Origin of the sequence: Bacteroides sp. D55t1_190419_B8 (genome assembly GCF_015558905.1) — a bacterium.
Taxonomy (GTDB): domain Bacteria; phylum Bacteroidota; class Bacteroidia; order Bacteroidales; family Bacteroidaceae; genus Bacteroides; species Bacteroides vicugnae.
The window spans coordinates 24,420-42,641 of record NZ_JADMOU010000009.1 but is presented as its reverse complement, the minus strand read 5'-3'; the positions used below and the strand labels follow the sequence as shown (position 1 = coordinate 42,641).

Here is an 18,222-nt window from a genome sequence, read left to right as displayed (position 1 = left end):
AAAATAATTGGGATTATCAATCTCTTTCCTAACTTTGTAACATTAATTGTAGAAACCAATACCCTGACGTATATGAGAGACCTCACAATTACCGCTATTATTAAAGTATATCAATATGATGAGTTGAATGAGGCCGATCGGGCACTTATGCAGACTGCCATGGAGGCAACAGCTCGTAGTTATTCTCCGTATTCCCATTTCTCCGTAGGTGCCGCTGCGCTATTGGGCAACGGAACTGTTGTGACAGGAACCAATCAGGAGAATGCCGCCTATCCATCGGGACTTTGTGCGGAACGCACTACCTTATTCTATGCCAATTCCCAATATCCCGACCAGCCGGTTGTCACTCTTGCCATTGCGGCACGAACGGAAAAAGATTTCATCGACCAACCGATTCCCCCCTGCGGCGCTTGCCGGCAAGTGATTCTGGAAACGGAAAAGCGTTACAAACAACCCATCCGTATCCTATTGTATGGCAAAGAATGTATCTACGAAGTAAAAAGTATAAGCGACCTACTACCGCTATCATTTGACGCATCAGCAATGGAGGACTAACTATGTTACAACAATATCACACGAAACTAAAAGGGACACTCGCACTTACAGACTCTTATCTGACAGAAAAAGCACTGCAAAAAGAAAAGGGGCTTTATAAATTTATATGGGTACGCAGCGGAAGCATCACAGTAGAAATCGACCATCAGGAAATGATGCTTACCAAAGATGAAGTGATTTCACTCACTCATCTGCAACACCTCGAATTTAAATCGATTGACGGTGAATATCTGACTTTGCTGTTCAACAGTAACTTCTATTGCATCTATGGCAACGACCATGAAGTGTCGTGTAGCGGTTTCCTGTTCAACGGTTCTTCTCACCTGATCCGTTTTACTCTGAATGAAAAAGAACGCAAAGAGCTCGACACCATTACCGAAGCACTGGAAAACGAATTTACCGTTTCCGACAGCCTGCAGGAAGAGATGCTACGCATTCTGCTGAAACGCTTCATCATTCAATGTACCCGCATTGCACGTCATCGCATGAATATCACCCGTGAAAAAGAATCCGGTTTCGAGATTGTCCGCCAATACTATAACTTGGTTGACGAGCATTACCGGACGAAGAAGCAAGTACAGGATTATGCCGATATGCTGCACAAATCTCCCAAGACACTATCGAACATCTTTTCAACCTGCAAACTGCCATCACCGCTCCGGGTAATCCACGAACGGGTGGAAGCGGAAGCCAAACGCCTTTTGCTTTACAGCAACAAAAGTGCCAAAGAAATTGCCGATATTCTGGGATTTGAAGACCAGGCTTCTTTCAGCCGTTTCTTCAAAAATATGACCGGACAGAGCGCCGTACAATTCAGAAATACACAGGAAGGGAAAAATTGATAAGGCATACGGAAGTATTGCTATTTGAGGAGTATGGGGAATGAACGATCTTTGCAACGTTAGATAAACTCATTAAAACCCCAACAAAATGAAAGAGAAATTTATCGCTTTACTGACCTTCACTTCAAGTCTAAAAGGTTTCGGTATCCAATTTATCCGCGTGGCCATCTTGGTAGTATTTGTATGGATAGGCGGATTGAAGTATTTCCATTATGAAGCCGACGGGATTGTTCCGTTCGTAGCCAACAGCCCTTTCATGAGCTTCTTCTATGCTAAAGATGCGCCTGAATACAAAGAACATAAAAATGCGGAAGGCGCTTTCGTCCCGGAGAATCGTGCATGGCACGAAGCAAACCGTACTTATACTTTCTCCTACGGACTGGGAGCTCTTATTATGAGCATCGGCATACTGGTATTCCTAGGCATCTTTTTCCCGAAAGTGGGACTGGCAGGTGACGCTCTTGCTATTATCATGACGCTGGGAACACTTTCTTTTCTCGTCACCACCCCGGAAGTCTGGGTTCCCGATCTGGGAAGCGGAGAATTCGGCTTCCCATTACTATCCGGCGCAGGGCGATTGGTGATTAAAGACATTGTGATTTTAGCCAGTGCCGTAGTGTTATTATCCGACTCGTCACAACGCGTACTCAAAACACTTAAAAAGAGCTAATCCCCTTTTGCAGAAAGTGCTAACTTCTTGAGATTACGGAACAAATCGTATTTTCAGACTGTTATATAGTCTCATACGAATCGTTAATAAAAAGAAGTTATGAAACAATATGATGCAATAATAATAGGATTCGGCAAGGCAGGAAAGACCCTGGCTGCCGAACTTTCCAACCGCGGATGGCAAGTTGCCATCGTGGAACGTTCCAACATGATGTATGGAGGAACCTGTCCGAACATAGCCTGTATTCCAACCAAAATGCTGGTGCATGAAGCCGAGGTTTCCGCCTTGCTCTACCATGACGATTTTCCCAAACAGGCGAATATGTACAAACAAGCCATCGGCCGGAAGAACCGTCTCACCTCTTTTCTTAGAAATGATAATTACGAAAGACTAAACAAGCGTCCCAATGTAACTATTTACACCGGAACGGGCTCTTTCGTATCTTCCAATACCATAAAAGTAGCGCTTCCGGAAGGGGACATCGAACTGCAAGGTAAAGAGATATTTATCAATACTGGCTCTACTCCTATCATTCCGGCAATAGACGGTATTCAGCACAGCCAGCATGTATATACCAGTAGTACGCTTCTGGATTTAAACGTCCTTCCCCATCACTTGATTATCATAGGCGGAGGATATATCGGACTGGAATTTGCTTCTATGTATGCCGGATTCGGTAGCAAAGTGACGATACTCGAAGGAGGAAACAAATTTATGCCTCGTGAAGATCGGGACATTGCAAACAGCGTCAAAGAAGTTATGGATAAAAAAGGTATTGAAATCCACCTGAACACCCGCGCACAGTCCGTCCATGATACCAGTGACGGAGTGACACTGACTTACTCGGACGTATCCGACGGTACTCCTTATTATGTGGACGGAGATGCCATTCTCATCGCAACGGGACGTAAACCGATGATTGAAGGATTAAATTTGCAAGCAGCAGGCGTAGGAGTCGATGCGCACGGAGCTATTATAGTAAACGATCAGTTGCGTACCACTGTTCCTCATATATGGGCAATGGGAGATGTGAAAGGCGGGTCGCAATTTACTTATGTCTCACTGGATGATTTCCGGATTATCCGTGACCAGCTCTTCGGTGATAAGAAACGTGATATCGGAGACCGTGATCCAGTTCAGTATGCAGTATTTATTGATCCACCGTTGGCACATATCGGAATCAGTGAAGAAGAGGCGTTAAAAAGGGGATACTCATTTAAGGTTTCCCGGCTACCGGCTACTTCCATCGTCCGCACCCGTACACTACAGCAGACAGATGGTATGTTAAAAGCCATCATCAATAATCATAACGGGAAAATTATGGGCTGCACACTATTTTGTGCCGATGCTTCGGAAATCATCAATACCGTAGCTATGGCTATGAAAACGGGACAACCGTCTACATTCTTACGTGATTTTATCTTCACACATCCCAGTATGAGTGAGGGATTAAATCAACTATTTGATGTATAAGAATAAGGCAGAATATAAATCACTCCTAAAATACAGCCTCTGAATAAGACAAACAGAGGCTGTATTTGGAGTAATCAGAGGCTCTGAATGAGGCAAACAGAGCCTCTAAATAAATGAATCTTATTCTTTTTCCACCTCAACAGAGTGAAATCCAACAGAAAGTGTTATCTTTGCAACCAAGTTAAACTATATACCTACCGCAATGAGAATTAGTAAGTAAGACAACACTTCTAAGTAAACATCACTTTTCTTATATGCTTTTTCTATTTTGTTAAGCATCACGAAATCCGTGTTGTTTAGCCAGTATTGTGTTTGTCGTTCCCCTATCCTGTGATTTTCCTTCACGCTATTTCCAACCTCAAACCCAATAGATCATTATGTCTATAAGTATTCAACAAATCAGCTATATCCATCCGGATAAAGAAGTATTATTCAGTGATCTCAATTTCGCCATCAGCAAAGGCCAAAAACTGGGATTAGTCGGTAACAATGGCTGCGGCAAATCTACTTTGCTGCAAATTATTGCCGGTCAACTTTCACCCTCTTCCGGTGTCATTGTCCGCCCGGATGAGCTATATTATATCCCGCAACATTTCGGGCAATATGATTCATTAACCATCGCCCAGGCACTCCGGATAGAGCGTAAGCAACAAGCCCTACATGCTATCCTGTCAGGAGATGCCTCAAACGAAAACTTCGTCGTCCTGGATGATGACTGGAATATTGAAGAACGTTCCATTGCCGCTCTCGATTTATGGGGGCTAGGACAGTTTACTCTATCTTACCCGATGAATTTGCTTAGCGGAGGTGAAAAGACCCGTGTATTTCTGGCAGGTATGGACATCCATCACCCACCTGTCATACTTATGGATGAACCGACCAATCACCTCGATTCTTCCGGCAGACAACGTTTATACGACTGGGTAGAGAAATGCCGCTCCACACTGTTAGTTGTAAGTCATGACCGCACTCTGCTTAATCTTCTCCCCGAAATATGCGAACTGGAAAAGCATCAAATCAATTACTATGGAGGAAATTATGAATTCTATAAAGAACAAAAAACGCTGATGCAGGAAGCATTGCAGCAACGTATTGAAGAAAAAGAGAAGGCACTGCGCATTGCCCTCAAAGTGGCACGCGAAACGGCCGAACGCAGGGACAAACAAAATGTGCGTGGAGAAAAAAATCATATTAAAAAGGGAGTTCCTCGTATTGTGCTCAATGCGCTTCAAGGAAAATCAGAAAAGAGTACCAGCAAACTTAACAGCACCCATCAGGAGAAAGCCGAGAAGTTAACAGACGAACGCAACCAGCTTCGAAGTTCGCTCTCCCCAACCGCTACATTAAAAACCGATTTTAATAGTTCCTCGCTCCACACCGGAAAGATATTGGTGACAGCAAAAGAGGTTAACTTCGGTTATCATCCCAATTCAATCAACAGTCATATTCAGATGAATAATGAAGCAAATCTTGCTGATACAGGTAATCATCCCAGTCCGGACAGTAATGATATTCAGGATAATAGCGACTTCAAACAGCAACTTTGGCAAACACCCATCAGCTTCCAACTAAAGAGTGGGGACCGCCTCCGTATAGAAGGGGCCAACGGCAGTGGGAAAACAACTCTTTTGAAGCTAATCACCGGACAGTTCCAGCCACAGGAAGGAAACCTGACGCGAATGGAATTTACCTATGTTTATCTGAATCAGGAATATTCTATCATCGACAACCGGAACAGTATTCTGGAACAGGCTTACGCTTTCAATAACCGGAACCTGCCGGAGCATGAAATAAAGACCATTCTGAACCGTTATTTATTCCCTGCTTCCGAATGGGATAAATCCTGCCGGAAACTTAGCGGCGGTGAGAAAATGCGTCTTGCTTTCTGCTGCCTGATGATTAGCAATAATACTCCCGATATGTTTATTCTGGATGAACCGACCAACAATCTGGATATACAGAGTATTGAAATCATTACTGCTACCATCAAGAACTATACGGGTACTGTAATTGTAATCTCACACGACGATTATTTCATTCAGGAAATCGGTATCGAGCAACGTATTTTATTAAGCTAGTCTATTGATATTTTATCCGGTAAGTCTACATATCAACCTAGTTTTTTATAACTTCGCAGCGCAAAGAAAAGAATTGGAATAAAATGGATCAGACAGCACAATCATGGTGGTTTATCTTTTATAAAGATCAACTGCTTCTTGAGAAAAAAGGGGATGGTAAGTATGCCGTCCCATATGGAGAAAGTTCTCCTATCATTATGAAAGAAAAAACAACAGTACATAATATCACCACATTGGAAGGTAGAAACTGCAAAGCTTTCTCCCTCTCCTCTCCCATTGAAGAATCGGAGCAATGGACAATGATAGGACTTCGCGCCTCTTATGAATATCTCCCTTTGTCTCATTATCAGACTGCAGGAAAAGCGCATGAGATTCTGCATTGGGATAGAAACAGCCGCTTCTGTTCCGCCTGCGGCACGCTGACGGAACAGAAAGAATCTATTATGAAACGTTGCCCGAAATGCGGTCGGGAAGTATATCCTTCCATATCCACAGCGATTCTGGTATTAGTGAGAAAAAAAGACTCACTACTCTTAGTGCATGCCCGCAATTTTAAAGGAACATTCAATAGCCTCGTTGCCGGATTCCTGGAAACCGGAGAAACATTAGAAGAATGTGTAGCACGTGAAGTGAAAGAAGAAACCGGACTGGACGTAAAGAATATCACTTATTTCGGCAACCAGCCCTGGCCTTATCCCAGCGGTCTAATGGTCGGATTTATTGCGGATTATGCCGGAGGGGAAATCACACTCCAAGATGAAGAATTGAGTTCGGGAGACTTTTACACAAGAGATAATCTACCCGAACTTCCCAGAAAACTTAGCCTTGCACGAAAGATGATCGATTGGTGGATTGAACATCCAAATGAAGATATACTAAACTAATAGCGAGTAGAAAAGCAGGCTACGAAATACACACAACTACAAACGAACAACTTACGAATATGAAACTGAACGTATCACTCTAAAGCATCAACAAAACATGTGTATATCCGCAGCCTGCCTGTTGAAATTGAGATGATGCCAATACAACAAGATTCTCGCAAGAAGGATTAGCAAGTGAGCTTAAAGAATGCAAAGGAAATGAAAGAACTGTGCCAAATGAGGGAAAATGCCCAAAAATAGGCAGAATCAGGGCTATGTACAGAGAAAAAGAAGCGCCTCCACAATCTTCAAAAGACGATGGAGGCGCTATTTTAATCTTTATCTTTTTATGATCTATGTCTGCAATTTCAGAAGAGACAAAATCAGATACCCAATGATTTCTTCACTGCTTCAATCTTTTCCATGGCGGCAGACTCGGCAGAAGCATAACAGTTGCGGCATCCCATTTCACCCTGAACTTCCATATAGAACTTAATCTTCGGTTCTGTACCTGAAGGACGAACGGAAACTTTGCTACCGTCTTCTGTGAAATATTGAAGAACGTTAGAGGGTTCCGGCATATCAATTACAGTTACGTTACCTTTATCGTCTGTCTGTTTCAGAGTCTTATAATCTTTGCTCAAGATCACTTTAGAGCCACCCAATTCTTTCGGAGGATTAGCACGGAAGTTTTCCATCATCGCTTTGATTTCTTCAGCACCGCTCTTACCCGGTTTCACTACGTTTACAGTAAACTCTTTAGAGAATCCATATTCTACGTAGATATCAAGCAACAACTGATACAAAGATTTGCCATTATCTTTTGCCCATGCAGCAACTTCAGCAATCAGACAGCAAGCGGATACAGCATCTTTATCGCGCACGAAGTCTTCAGCAAGGAATCCGTAGCTTTCTTCACCACCACCGATATATTTCTGTTTGCCTTCACGCAGACGGATTTCACGGGCAATCCACTTAAATCCGGTGTAGCAGTCAAGCATTTCGATGTTGTTCTTATCAGCGATTTTCTTGATAAGTTCGGTAGTAACGATTGTCTTCACACAGAACTCGCCCCCTTTAATCTTACCCAGTTGTTTGTACTGTGTCAGAATATAATAAAGGTACATCATACAAGTCTGGTTACCATTAATCAGTACCCATTCGCCCTTGTCATCCTTACAAGCGATACCCACACGGTCGGCATCCGGATCGGAAGCCATAACGAGGTCAGCATCAATTTCTTTGGCAAGGTTTACAGCCATGGAAAGAGCTTCCGCATTTTCCGGGTTCGGAGATACGACAGTCGGGAAATTACCATCCTTAATCATCTGTTCGGGCACAGTAAATACGTTTTCGAATCCCCACATCTTCAATGCACGCGGAATCAACATCATACCTGTACCGTGAATCGGAGTATAGACAATCTTCATATCTTTGTGACGGGCGATAGCTGCCGGATCAATAGAAACTGTTTTCACCATATCCAGATAAATCTTATCAATGTCCTCACCGATAATCTGAATCAAATCAGGATTTCCCTGGAATTTAATGTCAGCAGCAGAAGCAATGGCGTTCACTTCGTCAATGATACCTTTATCATGCGGGGCCAACACTTGTGCACCGTCATCCCAATATGCCTTGTAACCGTTGTATTCTTTCGGATTGTGAGAAGCAGTCAGAATGATACCGCTCTGGCAACCGAGGTGACGGATAGCAAAAGACATTTCCGGAGTCGGACGCATATCATCAAACAGATATACTTTAATGCCGTTGGCAGAGAAAATATTAGCGGAAGTCTCTGCAAACAAACGGCTGTTGTTACGGCAGTCGTGACCTACTACTACAGAAATCTGCGGCAGATCCTTGAAGTTCTTCTTCAGATAGTTGGAAAGTCCTTGAGTGGCAGCACCTACCGTATAGATATTCATACGATTACTACCAACTCCCATGATACCACGCAGACCACCAGTACCAAATTCAAGGTCTTTGTAGAAAGCTTCAATAAGTTCGGTTTTATCATCGTTTTCCAACATGCGTTTCACTTCAGCTTGGGTTTCAGCATCATAAGCCGGGGTCAGCCATTTTTCGGCTTTTTCAGTGACCTGTTTAATAAGTTCCTGATTTTCCATTTCGATTGTTATTTATTGGTTAATGAATTATTTATTATCAATTTCTTGAGCACACAAATATAAAATAATAAGTTTACAAATCCTAGTTATTCAATTCTTATTTCACCAAATATCTATCACCGGTCTGTTTGACATATTCTTGCAAGAATTCTTTCGGATATCCGGGACGGATCACACCGGCTGGTTGTCCGATAGAATTACGCTCAAACTTACCATCTTTAACACGCTTCACTACTCCATCATTATACTTCACAATCAAGAATGTACCTAATTGTTTCCAAGTATCGAAAGTGCTCTGTGCAGTCATGTTTGTATAATTTGTCAGAAAATCTACTGCTGCGTTCTTATCTTTAGCCAACAGTTTGGCAGCCATCTCTTCAATGCCTTCCTGCGCATTGTTGAAAGTCGTTTCCATTTCTTTCTGCGCTTCCCGTACATCACCGATCATCAAATCATAACGCGGATAGACCATATTAGATACCCAGTTAAAAATCCAGAAAGCTGAATTCCAGGAGAATGTAATATAATCGGCTCCGCCCACACGGGTATAGCATACCGGAGCTTTCGTTGCACAGCAATAGACCGGAGTAAATACCGCCATGTTAGCATCATCCACGCCAAACCAAAGTACACCACCTATCGGGTCCGGCTTATGAGCACGCATTTGTGCAACAAATACAAATCCGCTTTGTTGAGTGGAAATGGGACGTTCGTTGAAATATTCCTTGTCGTCTACCTTGAAGTTCAGAGGAGAGAGGCGATATGGCGTCTTATAAGGACCTGCTCCGAAATCATTGGAAATATCAAGAGGCGTACCTTCATAGTGGTCACGCATCATATCTTTCACATCCTGTACAGACAGTTTTTGTTTCGGTTTCACAAAAAGAGGCATCGGAGTATCGGTCTTTCCCTCAATATAAGGAAGATAATCTTTTCCGTTATCCGTGAACTTATTAAAATAGCTCCACACACGTGCCTCACAGAAACGGCGGGCACCAAAATCAAGAGGTGCGTAGGCTAGCGAAAAGCTAAAATCTTTGTTTACTCCATTAAAATATCCCTTCTCGCGGGCAAAAGAAACAACATCCGGAGAGTACATACAGTTCTCCTTGTCATTCATATCAAACTGGTGAATACGTGACTGATTGGCATGAGCCGAGATGCAGTCGTCGGGTACACGTACAGCTACCCAAACAGCTCCACGGATTCCGGGACCTTTACCAATCATTTCCATGATCCAGATTTCATTGGGATCGGCAATAGTAAAAGACTCTCCTTCGCTATAATAACCGTATTGCTGCACTAAATCGGTCATGATTTTAATTGCTTCACGGGCAGTACGCGAACGTTGCAAACCAATATAAATCAAACTTCCGTAATCAATAATCCCTGTAGAATCCGCCAGTTCCGGACGTCCACCGAAAGTAGTCTCACCAATCGTAACCTGATATTCATTCATATTACCGACTACATTGTAAGTCTGACGTGCCTGCTCTATTTCTCCCAGATACTTGCCGGTATCCCATTCATATACTTTCAACATCGTTCCCTTCGGGTAGGTAGCAGCCGGATAATGATAAAGTTCTCCGAACAGGCCATACGAGTCGGCAGAATAGGAAACGATTGTCGAGCCATCGGCAGACGCATTCTTTCCGACAATCAGGTTAGTGCAAGCGAAAGTGTTCGCCACAGCCGCCATAAATACAGCAGCACAAAAAATAATTCTTTTCTTCATAAATATATGATTCACTTTTAATAATTTACCAAACAAAACTTTCACGAGCTACCGTTTCATTTCCGCAACCATCGGTCACTGTAAACTCGACCGTATGCTTTCCGCCCTTCTTCACGTGTTTCGGATCAAGTACACATTCCCAGTACGATTTCACCATATTGGGGCGTCCGAAAAGTGCATACTTACCGTCAATCGTCCCGCGATAGGAAGCAATTCCCGTCCCCTGATCTTTCAGCCGATAGACAATCTTTCCGTTTCTTCCCCACTGGTTCTTATTAACAGGAATAATCTCCGGCGGAATGGTGTCGATGGCAACAGTATAAGTTCCTAACTCCTTGATGGCAGCTTTCATATATCCGTCTTCATACTTTCCGCCTACGCTGTACTTTCCTCCCTTCGGAGTGATGCGGGCCACATAATATTTGGTCGTATCGGCAACCGGCTTTCTACGCAATCCGATACGAAGTTCGCAAGCTGCATGCAATGGAACCGTCTTATCATTCAGTTGATAAGTAAAAGCAACGGCACCACTATCCGCCTTCATCTGATAATTGAGGGGGACATCGTCATACAACATTCCTTTCGGAATAACCAGGCTCAATCCCGGCTCTTGCAAATAATTAGTCTTATTCCAGATGAAATAATATTTCTCCCGATGATTCAACGGTTCAATCGGCTGCTTCCGGCCCCGCACGGTAAAACGATAGTTGGAAGTGTTTCCGAAAGCATCTTTCAATGTATATAAGAAGTGATAATCCCGTTCCTCGTCAATCGTCACCAGACCACGATGATCATTCGACGCTTTCAGCAGACGCAACGTATTTCCCGGATCAATAAAAGATTTCATATATTGTCCATACGTCCAAGAGTTAATCATCCGGTTCTCTTCTTGCGAGAAACGATCTACGGTACTGCGAAATATTTCATTCCCATCTACCGTGAGCACAACAGAATAAACTCCGTAATGGTTACTTACGCCATCCATGTAATCGTATGCCTTGATACCCAGCCCTATCACTCCCCATGCTTCCACAGGACGTTCGCTATTGGGAAGAATCGTTTTATTCTCCTGTTTTCCATCCACCACTCCTTTGCCCAGTTGCGGGAAAAAGAGGATGCCATCAGCTTTCGGAGCACGTGTATCTTTTATTTTCGACTGGAAGAAAGGCATAGGGTCAATATAATCCCCCGATTCCGTTTCAAACACATCCAGATGAAGATGTGGGCCGAACGAATATCCGGTATTGCCGCTCCATGCAATCTGTTGCCCTCCTTTTACCGGATATTCTCCCGGTTCAGGCACAATCTCCACTTCCCAGTTCTCTTCTTCATATTGAAGTTTCTCCACCCTTTCGGCAATGGGAGAAACAAAACCGCTCAAATGGCGGTTGATAGTTGAATAACCATTATGGTAGCAGACATCAAGTACATACCCCGATCCATTCGTTACGCGAATACGCGAAATATAACCATCAGCGAGAGCAAGAACGGGTTTACCGATCACTCCGCCTGTTTTAAAATCCAGCCCGCCATGGAAGTGATTGGAGCGGATTTCTCCAAAGTTTCCACTCAATGTAAGAGGAAAGTCAAAAGGAGGCACAAAGGTTGCTTGCTTTTTCTCTTGTCCATACCCTCCGATGCAGCAAGCCAGCATCAAAGCAGTGATATATCGTCTCATCATTCCATTCACTTTTTTACTCCCGCAAATGTACACTATTCCCACTAAACTATGAAATATCTGGGAGGAATGATGGTCTTAGATTCTAGTTAATATTTCTTTTAAATGTTATATTCATTGCAAATCAGTAGTCATTATGTTATTAATATTAGTACTTTTGTGGCTGTTTTTTAATTATAATTAAAAGTTAGAAACTCAATGAGAATGTATGTAAAAGTAATGGCAGCGGTCATTGCATGTATATTGCTGAGTGGAGAAACGCTCTCGGCATTTGCAACTACCCCCGCTACAGAAAATCTGAGTTGGTTTAAAAAGAAAAAGAAGAAACCAGAAGAGAAAGAAGAGAAGAGTAAAAGCGACTACGAAAAATTAGTGGAAGACAGTAAAACAACGAAAGGAATGTTTGCTGTACACCAAAAAAAGAATGACTATTATTTTGAAATTCCCACCTCACTTTTGGGACGTGATTTATTAGTTGTCAACAAACTGCAACGAGTTCCTGCCGAACTTAATGATGCAGGTGTAAACCGTGGAGTAAACTACGAGAATCAGATGGTTTGCATGGAATGGGATAAAGCTACGGGCAAATTAATGCTACGACAACAACGCCCATTACCTCTGGCGCCCCAAACGGATGCCATCTTCCGTTCGGTAAAGGATAATTTTATCTCTCCATTGATTGCCGCATTCAAAATTGAAGCAATTAATGCAGATTCTACTGCATTAGTAATCAAGGTGAATGATATTTATGACGGTACTGAAACCAGTATTAATAATGTATTTACTAATATCAATCTGGGTACTTCGGCTATCAAGAACTTATCACGTATTTTATCCATCAAATCCTTTTCAAACAATGTCGTGGCAACTTCCGAATTGACTACCAGAGTTACAGAAGGAACTACCACTGTTTATGTGACGGTGGAAGTCAGTTCTTCTATTCTCTTGTTGCCTGAAAAGCCGATGATGGGACGATTCGACAATCAGAAAGTCGGTTATTTCACTAATCCGTTATTAAGTTTTAGTGATGCACAACAAGGTACGGATAAAACACAATATATCACTCGCTGGCGCATGGAACCCAAACCGGAAGACCGGGAGGCTTATCTGAAAGGACAGCTTGTGGAGCCTGCCAAACCAATCGTATTCTACATTGATAATTCAACACCTTACCAATGGCGTACGTACATTAAAAAAGGTATCGAGGACTGGCAGATTGCTTTCGAAAAAGCAGGTTTCAAGAACGCGATTATCGCCAAGGAAATCACAGACAGTATGCATATAGACATGGACGATGTCAATTACTCCGTACTGACTTACGCTGCTTCAGAAAAGAAAAATGCAATGGGACCTTCCCTGTTAGACCCACGTTCCGGAGAAATTCTGGAAGCTGATATTATGTGGTGGCACAATGTGCTTTCTATGGTACGCGAATGGATCACTGTGCAGACTGGAACTGTGTGTCCGGAAGCACGCAATGTGCAATTACCCGATGCTTTAATGGGAGATGCCATCCGGTTCGTTGCTTGCCATGAGGTAGGCCACTCATTGGGACTCCGTCACAATATGATGGGTTCATGGGCTTTCCCGACGGATTCGTTACGTTCCGAAGCATTTACTTCCAGAATGAATTCTACCGCTTCATCTATCATGGATTATGCACGATTCAATTATATTGCACAGCCTGGAGATGGCGTAAAAGTTCTTTCTCCGCATATCGGTCCTTATGATATGTTTGCTATCGAATATGGTTATCGTTGGTACGGAAAGAATACTCCGGAAGAAGAAAAGGATATTTTATTCGATTTCTTGAGTAAGCATACCGATCGTCTTTATAAGTATAGTGAAGCGCAGGATGTACGTGACGCGGTAGATCCACGCGCACAGAACGAAGATCTGGGTGATGATCCGGTCCGTTCTTCTTTATATGGCATCGAAAACCTGAAACGTATCGTTCCACAAATTCTTCAATGGACTACTACCGGAGAAAAGGGACAAACTTACGAAGAAGCGTCGCGTCTCTACTATGCAGTTATCAACCAGTGGAACAACTACTTATATCATGTACTTGCCAACATCGGCGGTATATATATTGAAAATACAATTGTAGGAGACGGTGTCAAGACTTATACATTCGTTGAGAAAGAGAAACAAGAAGCTTCATTGAAATTCTTGATGGATGAAGTATTGACCTATCCTAAATGGCTGTTTGACACGGAAGTAGGACAATATACCTATCTGCTCCGCAACACTCCAATCGGAAAACAGGAGAATGCTCCTACGCAAATCTTAAAGAACGCCCAAGCCTATATCCTTTGGGATTTACTAGGCAACACTCGTTTGATGCGTATGATAGAGAATGAATCTGTCAACGGAAAGAAAGCATTTACAGTAGTGGAGCTTATGGACGGACTTCATAAAAACATTTTCGGTATTACCGAACGTGGTGGCATCCCCAATGTTATGGAACGTTCTTTGCAGAAAAACTTCCTCGATGCATTACTTACAGCAGCCGCAGAACCCGAAGCTGTAAAAATCAACAAGAAGATTGCAAGCGAGCATTTCCTGCTTGACCATGCTACTCCTTTCTGTAGTTGTTATGCCGCCGAACAACGGGCACTTCGTCAGGAAGACCGAATGGGTGCTCCACGTGTGCTCAACTTCTACGGCAGTCAGCTCAACCGTATTTCTGATGCTATCTCGGTGAAACGCGGAGAGTTATTACGTATCAAAAAATTGTTGCAAAACCGCCTCGGCACTTCTGATACTGCTGCACGCTATCATTATGAAGACATGATCCTACGTATCAATACAGCTTTGGGAATCAAATAAAACAAAATCAATCACTTTAATTATCTATATTGATGAGAAAAAAATACTTATACGTTCTTATATGTTTTCTTGTTAGCACGTTGGCTACAGCCAACGCTGTTAACCGCACAATCACCGGAGTCGTTATATCCGGTGAAGACAATGAACCTCTAATCGGTGCTTCTGTATATGTTAATGCAGACGATTTGAAAAAAGCTGGAGTATCACAGACTTCTCTAGGTACTATCACTGATATGGATGGCAAATTCTCCATTTCCATTCCGGAAAAGGTGACCAGACTACATTGTAGTTATATAGGTTTTGAAGAACAAAATATCGTGTTGCAAGCTGGAAAAGATACTTATCGTATTGTCCTTCAAGCTTCATCACACACACTAGGAGACGTAGTAGTAACTGGTTATCAAGAACTGGAACGTCGTAAACTGACTGCTGCTATTGCTAAAGTAGACGTTACAGACGGAATGGTAGGCGCAGCAAAAAGTATCGACCAGGCATTAGCCGGACAAGTTGCGGGGGTAGCCGTTACGACAACTTCCGGCGCACCGGGAGCTCCTGCACGTATTCGTATTCGTGGTACAGCTTCATTGAATGGAACACAAGACCCGTTATGGGTATTGGATGGAATACCTTTGGAGGGGACTGATATTGCGAAACTAAGCACTGATACAGACAATGATATTGTTAACATGAAACAATCATCCATTGCCGGGTTGAGTCCGAACGATATAGAAAGTATCACTATCCTAAAAGATGCTGCCGCTACCGCAATTTATGGTGCGCGTGCCGCAAACGGAGTAATTATCATAACTTCCAAAAGAGGACGGACAGGAAAACCTGTAATCAACTTTAATACAAGATTGACATATACTCCTAATCTGGATACTTCACGATTGAATTTATTAAATTCCGAACAAAAAGTAAATCTAGAACTAGAATTAATGAAAGAACCTGATGACATATTTACCTCACATCCCTACTTACATAAAGGAGGAGTAGCATCCATACTCAGACAACATAATTTATTTGAGACCTATCAACAACAAGGATGGAATGGCTTAACCACAGAAGCTCAAAATGCAATTAACCGATTAAAAACAATTAACACAGATTGGAATGACCTCTTATTTAGAGATGCTTTCACGCAGGAATATAATTTCAGCATATCAGGAGGAAGTGAAAAAGTGACTTATTATAATTCACTCGGATATTCACAAGAAAACGGGAATGTGCCTGGAGTAAATATGAGTCGTTTTAACTTGACAAACAAAACGTCTTATCAAGTAAACCGAATACTAAAAATAGGAACTTCGCTCTTTGCTAACCGACGGAAGAATAAGGACTTTATTACCGATAAATATGGTTATTCAAATCCTGTTTATTACTCTCGCGTAGCAAATCCATATCAAGAAATTTATGATGCGGAAGGAAACTATGTATATGATTATGACATTGTATCCAACAGCGATAACGAGCCTGATCCTGAACGAGGGTTCAATCTCCTTGAAGATCGTGCCAATACCAGTAAAGAAACGATAACGACAGCTATTAATGCAATCTTTAATGCTGACTTACGTTTCAATGACCATTGGAAACTAACATCACAAGTTGGCTTGCAATGGGAACAATCCGGAGTAGAACAATATATTGGTGCAAATACGTTCTCCATGCGTGATATGCGTAAAGACAGTAAGTCCGGTGACACATACCGTATACCGGAAGGGGGGATGCACAAGGTAAGTAACGCCACTACATCACAAATCACATGGAAAGTACAAGGAGAATGGAGTCAAACCTTTAAAAACATCCATGAAGTACAAATTATGGGTGGGTCAGAAATAAGAAAAAATTGGTATGAAACACTTGCATCTAATGCTTACGGATATGACCCTAAAACACTTACCACCAAGCCTTTGATTCTAACAGAGAATGACGACGTTAAAAAATACCCATTACATACAGAAACTTATGCCGAAAATGCTTTTGCCTCTTTTTATGCAAATGGTTCTTATACCCTTATGCAACGTTACACACTAGGAGCAAGCGTACGTATTGATGGCTCGGACCTATTTGGTGTAGACAAAAAATATCGTTTTCTGCCTATTTATTCGGCTAGCGGACTATGGCGACTTTCCAACGAATCGTTTCTACAGCCTGCCAGACAATGGATGGATAACTTAGCTCTACGATTATCATACGGGCTTCAAGGAAATATTGACAAAAACACCTCACCTTATTTAGTAGGAAGTTACGGAAATCAAACGATATTGCCTAACAACCCAAATGAAACGAGTATTTCTATCGGTTCAGCTCCTAATGATAAGCTACGTTGGGAGAAAACAGCATCTTATAATATTGGAATTGATTTTTCCGCACTCAAATCTGCCATTAATTTAAGCGTAGATTACTATTATAAAAAAGGAACAGATCTTATCGGCTATAAAAATCTACCTTTGGAAAATGGATTTCTTACGCAAACGATTAACTGGGCTAGCCTAGAAAACAAAGGTTTAGAAATAAACTTGCAAACACGTAATATCACAACCAAGAATTTCTCCTGGTATACCACATTCAATTTTGCTTATAACAATAACAAAGTATTAAAAGACTATGTAAAAGAAAACAGCCCGACACCCGGTCTGGAAGGGTATCCTGTTGGAGCTATTTTTGCAATTAAGAGCAAAGTAGATCCGGAAACCGGCCGCATACTCATCTATCCTAAAGGCAGCAATGAGGCTGTCACAGTAGAAGAACTATTTAAGATGGAAGACTTGACTGGAGGAATGGGTGGTTTCTATGAATATAGTGCAGATGCAGACTTTCAACAAAGTCTATATGAATATGTAGGTACGAATGATGCACCTTATACAGGAGGGTTACTTAACACACTCTCTTATCGCAACTGGGAACTTAATTTTAATTTTTCATTCTATTTTGGAGCTCATGTACGTACAAGTCCTTCATATAATATAGTAAATTTCGACTCTGGACATAATGTAAACCAAGATATCCTCAACCGTTGGACACCAGAAAATCATAGTGATCAGCTACCAGCTCTTCTTAGCCGGAATAACTATCCTGCCGATTATGCACTTTTTGGTGACATACCTGCCATTTATAGAAATCTGGATATGTGGGTAAAGAAACTCAATTATATGCGTCTCCAAAACATACGATTAGCTTATACATTGCCACAAGAATGGTTACGCAAATTCAATATCAATGGAGCAACTGTTGCTGTAGAAGGTCGTAACCTACTTGTCTTCGGTTCCAGTTATAAAAACTACATGGATCCGGAATCTATGAGTAATCTCTATTCTACTCCGGTAGCAAAATCTGTGACATTCAACCTAAGTCTTAACTTTTAAGT

Annotated in this window: 11 protein-coding genes; 8 read left to right on the top strand and 3 right to left on the bottom strand. The window is 42.1% G+C overall.

What is annotated here, in order from left to right; genetic code table 11:
- The first annotated feature begins 72 nt into the window (after positions 1-72).
- From cdd to nudC, 6 genes are all read left to right on the top strand, one after another.
- Positions 73-555, top strand: a complete 483-nt coding sequence (gene cdd / locus I2I13_RS10255) for a cytidine deaminase (protein ID WP_148364822.1) — start codon at positions 73-75, stop codon at positions 553-555.
- 2 nt (positions 556-557) lie between these two features.
- Positions 558-1,397 (top strand): AraC family transcriptional regulator, encoded by an 840-nt coding sequence (locus tag I2I13_RS10250; protein WP_004300715.1) that lies wholly within the window; start codon positions 558-560, stop codon positions 1,395-1,397.
- Between the two features lie 88 nt (positions 1,398-1,485).
- Entirely contained in the window at positions 1,486-2,067 is a 582-nt protein-coding gene (locus tag I2I13_RS10245; protein ID WP_195649422.1) for a DUF417 family protein, read from the top strand.
- A 99-nt stretch (positions 2,068-2,166) separates the two neighbouring features.
- Positions 2,167-3,540: an FAD-dependent oxidoreductase gene (locus I2I13_RS10240; protein ID WP_195649421.1), complete on the top strand. Its 1,374-nt coding sequence runs from the start codon at positions 2,167-2,169 to the stop codon at positions 3,538-3,540.
- A gap of 377 nt (positions 3,541-3,917) precedes the next feature.
- A complete protein-coding gene (locus I2I13_RS10235) occupies positions 3,918-5,618 on the top strand; it encodes an ABC-F family ATP-binding cassette domain-containing protein (protein WP_195649420.1) in 1,701 nt (566 codons plus the stop codon).
- 47 nt (positions 5,619-5,665) lie between these two features.
- Positions 5,666-6,502, top strand: a complete 837-nt coding sequence (nudC, locus tag I2I13_RS10230; protein WP_272225151.1) for an NAD(+) diphosphatase — start codon at positions 5,666-5,668, stop codon at positions 6,500-6,502.
- Positions 6,503-6,864: 362 nt separating this feature from the next.
- Here the strand turns inward: nudC and I2I13_RS10225 are convergent, their stop codons facing one another.
- The 3 genes from I2I13_RS10225 to I2I13_RS10215 all read right to left on the bottom strand — a co-directional run bounded on the left by I2I13_RS10225 (position 6,865) and on the right by I2I13_RS10215 (position 12,023).
- Complete coding sequence (locus tag I2I13_RS10225; RefSeq protein ID WP_195649418.1) at positions 6,865-8,610, bottom strand: phospho-sugar mutase; 1,746 nt, start codon at positions 8,608-8,610, stop codon at positions 6,865-6,867.
- Between the two features lie 97 nt (positions 8,611-8,707).
- Entirely contained in the window at positions 8,708-10,345 is a 1,638-nt protein-coding gene (locus I2I13_RS10220; protein ID WP_148364816.1) for a C69 family dipeptidase, read from the bottom strand.
- 25 nt (positions 10,346-10,370) lie between these two features.
- On the bottom strand, positions 10,371-12,023 hold the full coding sequence (locus I2I13_RS10215) for a M23 family metallopeptidase (RefSeq protein WP_195649484.1): 1,653 nt from the start codon (positions 12,021-12,023) through the stop codon (positions 10,371-10,373).
- Between the two features lie 198 nt (positions 12,024-12,221).
- Between I2I13_RS10215 and I2I13_RS10210 the strand changes: the two genes are divergently transcribed.
- On the top strand, positions 12,222-14,855 hold the full coding sequence (locus I2I13_RS10210; RefSeq protein ID WP_074638737.1) for a zinc-dependent metalloprotease: 2,634 nt from the start codon (positions 12,222-12,224) through the stop codon (positions 14,853-14,855).
- A gap of 32 nt (positions 14,856-14,887) precedes the next feature.
- A complete protein-coding gene (locus tag I2I13_RS10205) occupies positions 14,888-18,220 on the top strand; it encodes a SusC/RagA family TonB-linked outer membrane protein (protein ID WP_195649417.1) in 3,333 nt (1,110 codons plus the stop codon).
- Positions 18,221-18,222 lie beyond the last annotated feature (2 nt).

Bases quoted from the DNA above. Each gene is read 5' to 3' on its own strand.
- cdd (WP_148364822.1), top strand. From the start codon at position 73: ATGAGAGACCTCACAATTACCGCTATTATTAAAGTATATCAATATGAT.
- I2I13_RS10250 (WP_004300715.1), top strand. From the start codon at position 558: ATGTTACAACAATATCACACGAAACTAAAAGGGACACTCGCACTTACA.
- I2I13_RS10245 (WP_195649422.1), top strand. From the start codon at position 1,486: ATGAAAGAGAAATTTATCGCTTTACTGACCTTCACTTCAAGTCTAAAA.
- I2I13_RS10240 (WP_195649421.1), top strand. From the start codon at position 2,167: ATGAAACAATATGATGCAATAATAATAGGATTCGGCAAGGCAGGAAAG.
- I2I13_RS10235 (WP_195649420.1), top strand. From the start codon at position 3,918: ATGTCTATAAGTATTCAACAAATCAGCTATATCCATCCGGATAAAGAA.
- I2I13_RS10225 (WP_195649418.1), bottom strand. From the start codon at position 8,610: ATGGAAAATCAGGAACTTATTAAACAGGTCACTGAAAAAGCCGAAAAA.
- I2I13_RS10220 (WP_148364816.1), bottom strand. From the start codon at position 10,345: ATGAAGAAAAGAATTATTTTTTGTGCTGCTGTATTTATGGCGGCTGTG.
- I2I13_RS10215 (WP_195649484.1), bottom strand. From the start codon at position 12,023: ATGAGACGATATATCACTGCTTTGATGCTGGCTTGCTGCATCGGAGGG.
- I2I13_RS10210 (WP_074638737.1), top strand. From the start codon at position 12,222: ATGAGAATGTATGTAAAAGTAATGGCAGCGGTCATTGCATGTATATTG.
- I2I13_RS10205 (WP_195649417.1), top strand. From the start codon at position 14,888: ATGAGAAAAAAATACTTATACGTTCTTATATGTTTTCTTGTTAGCACG.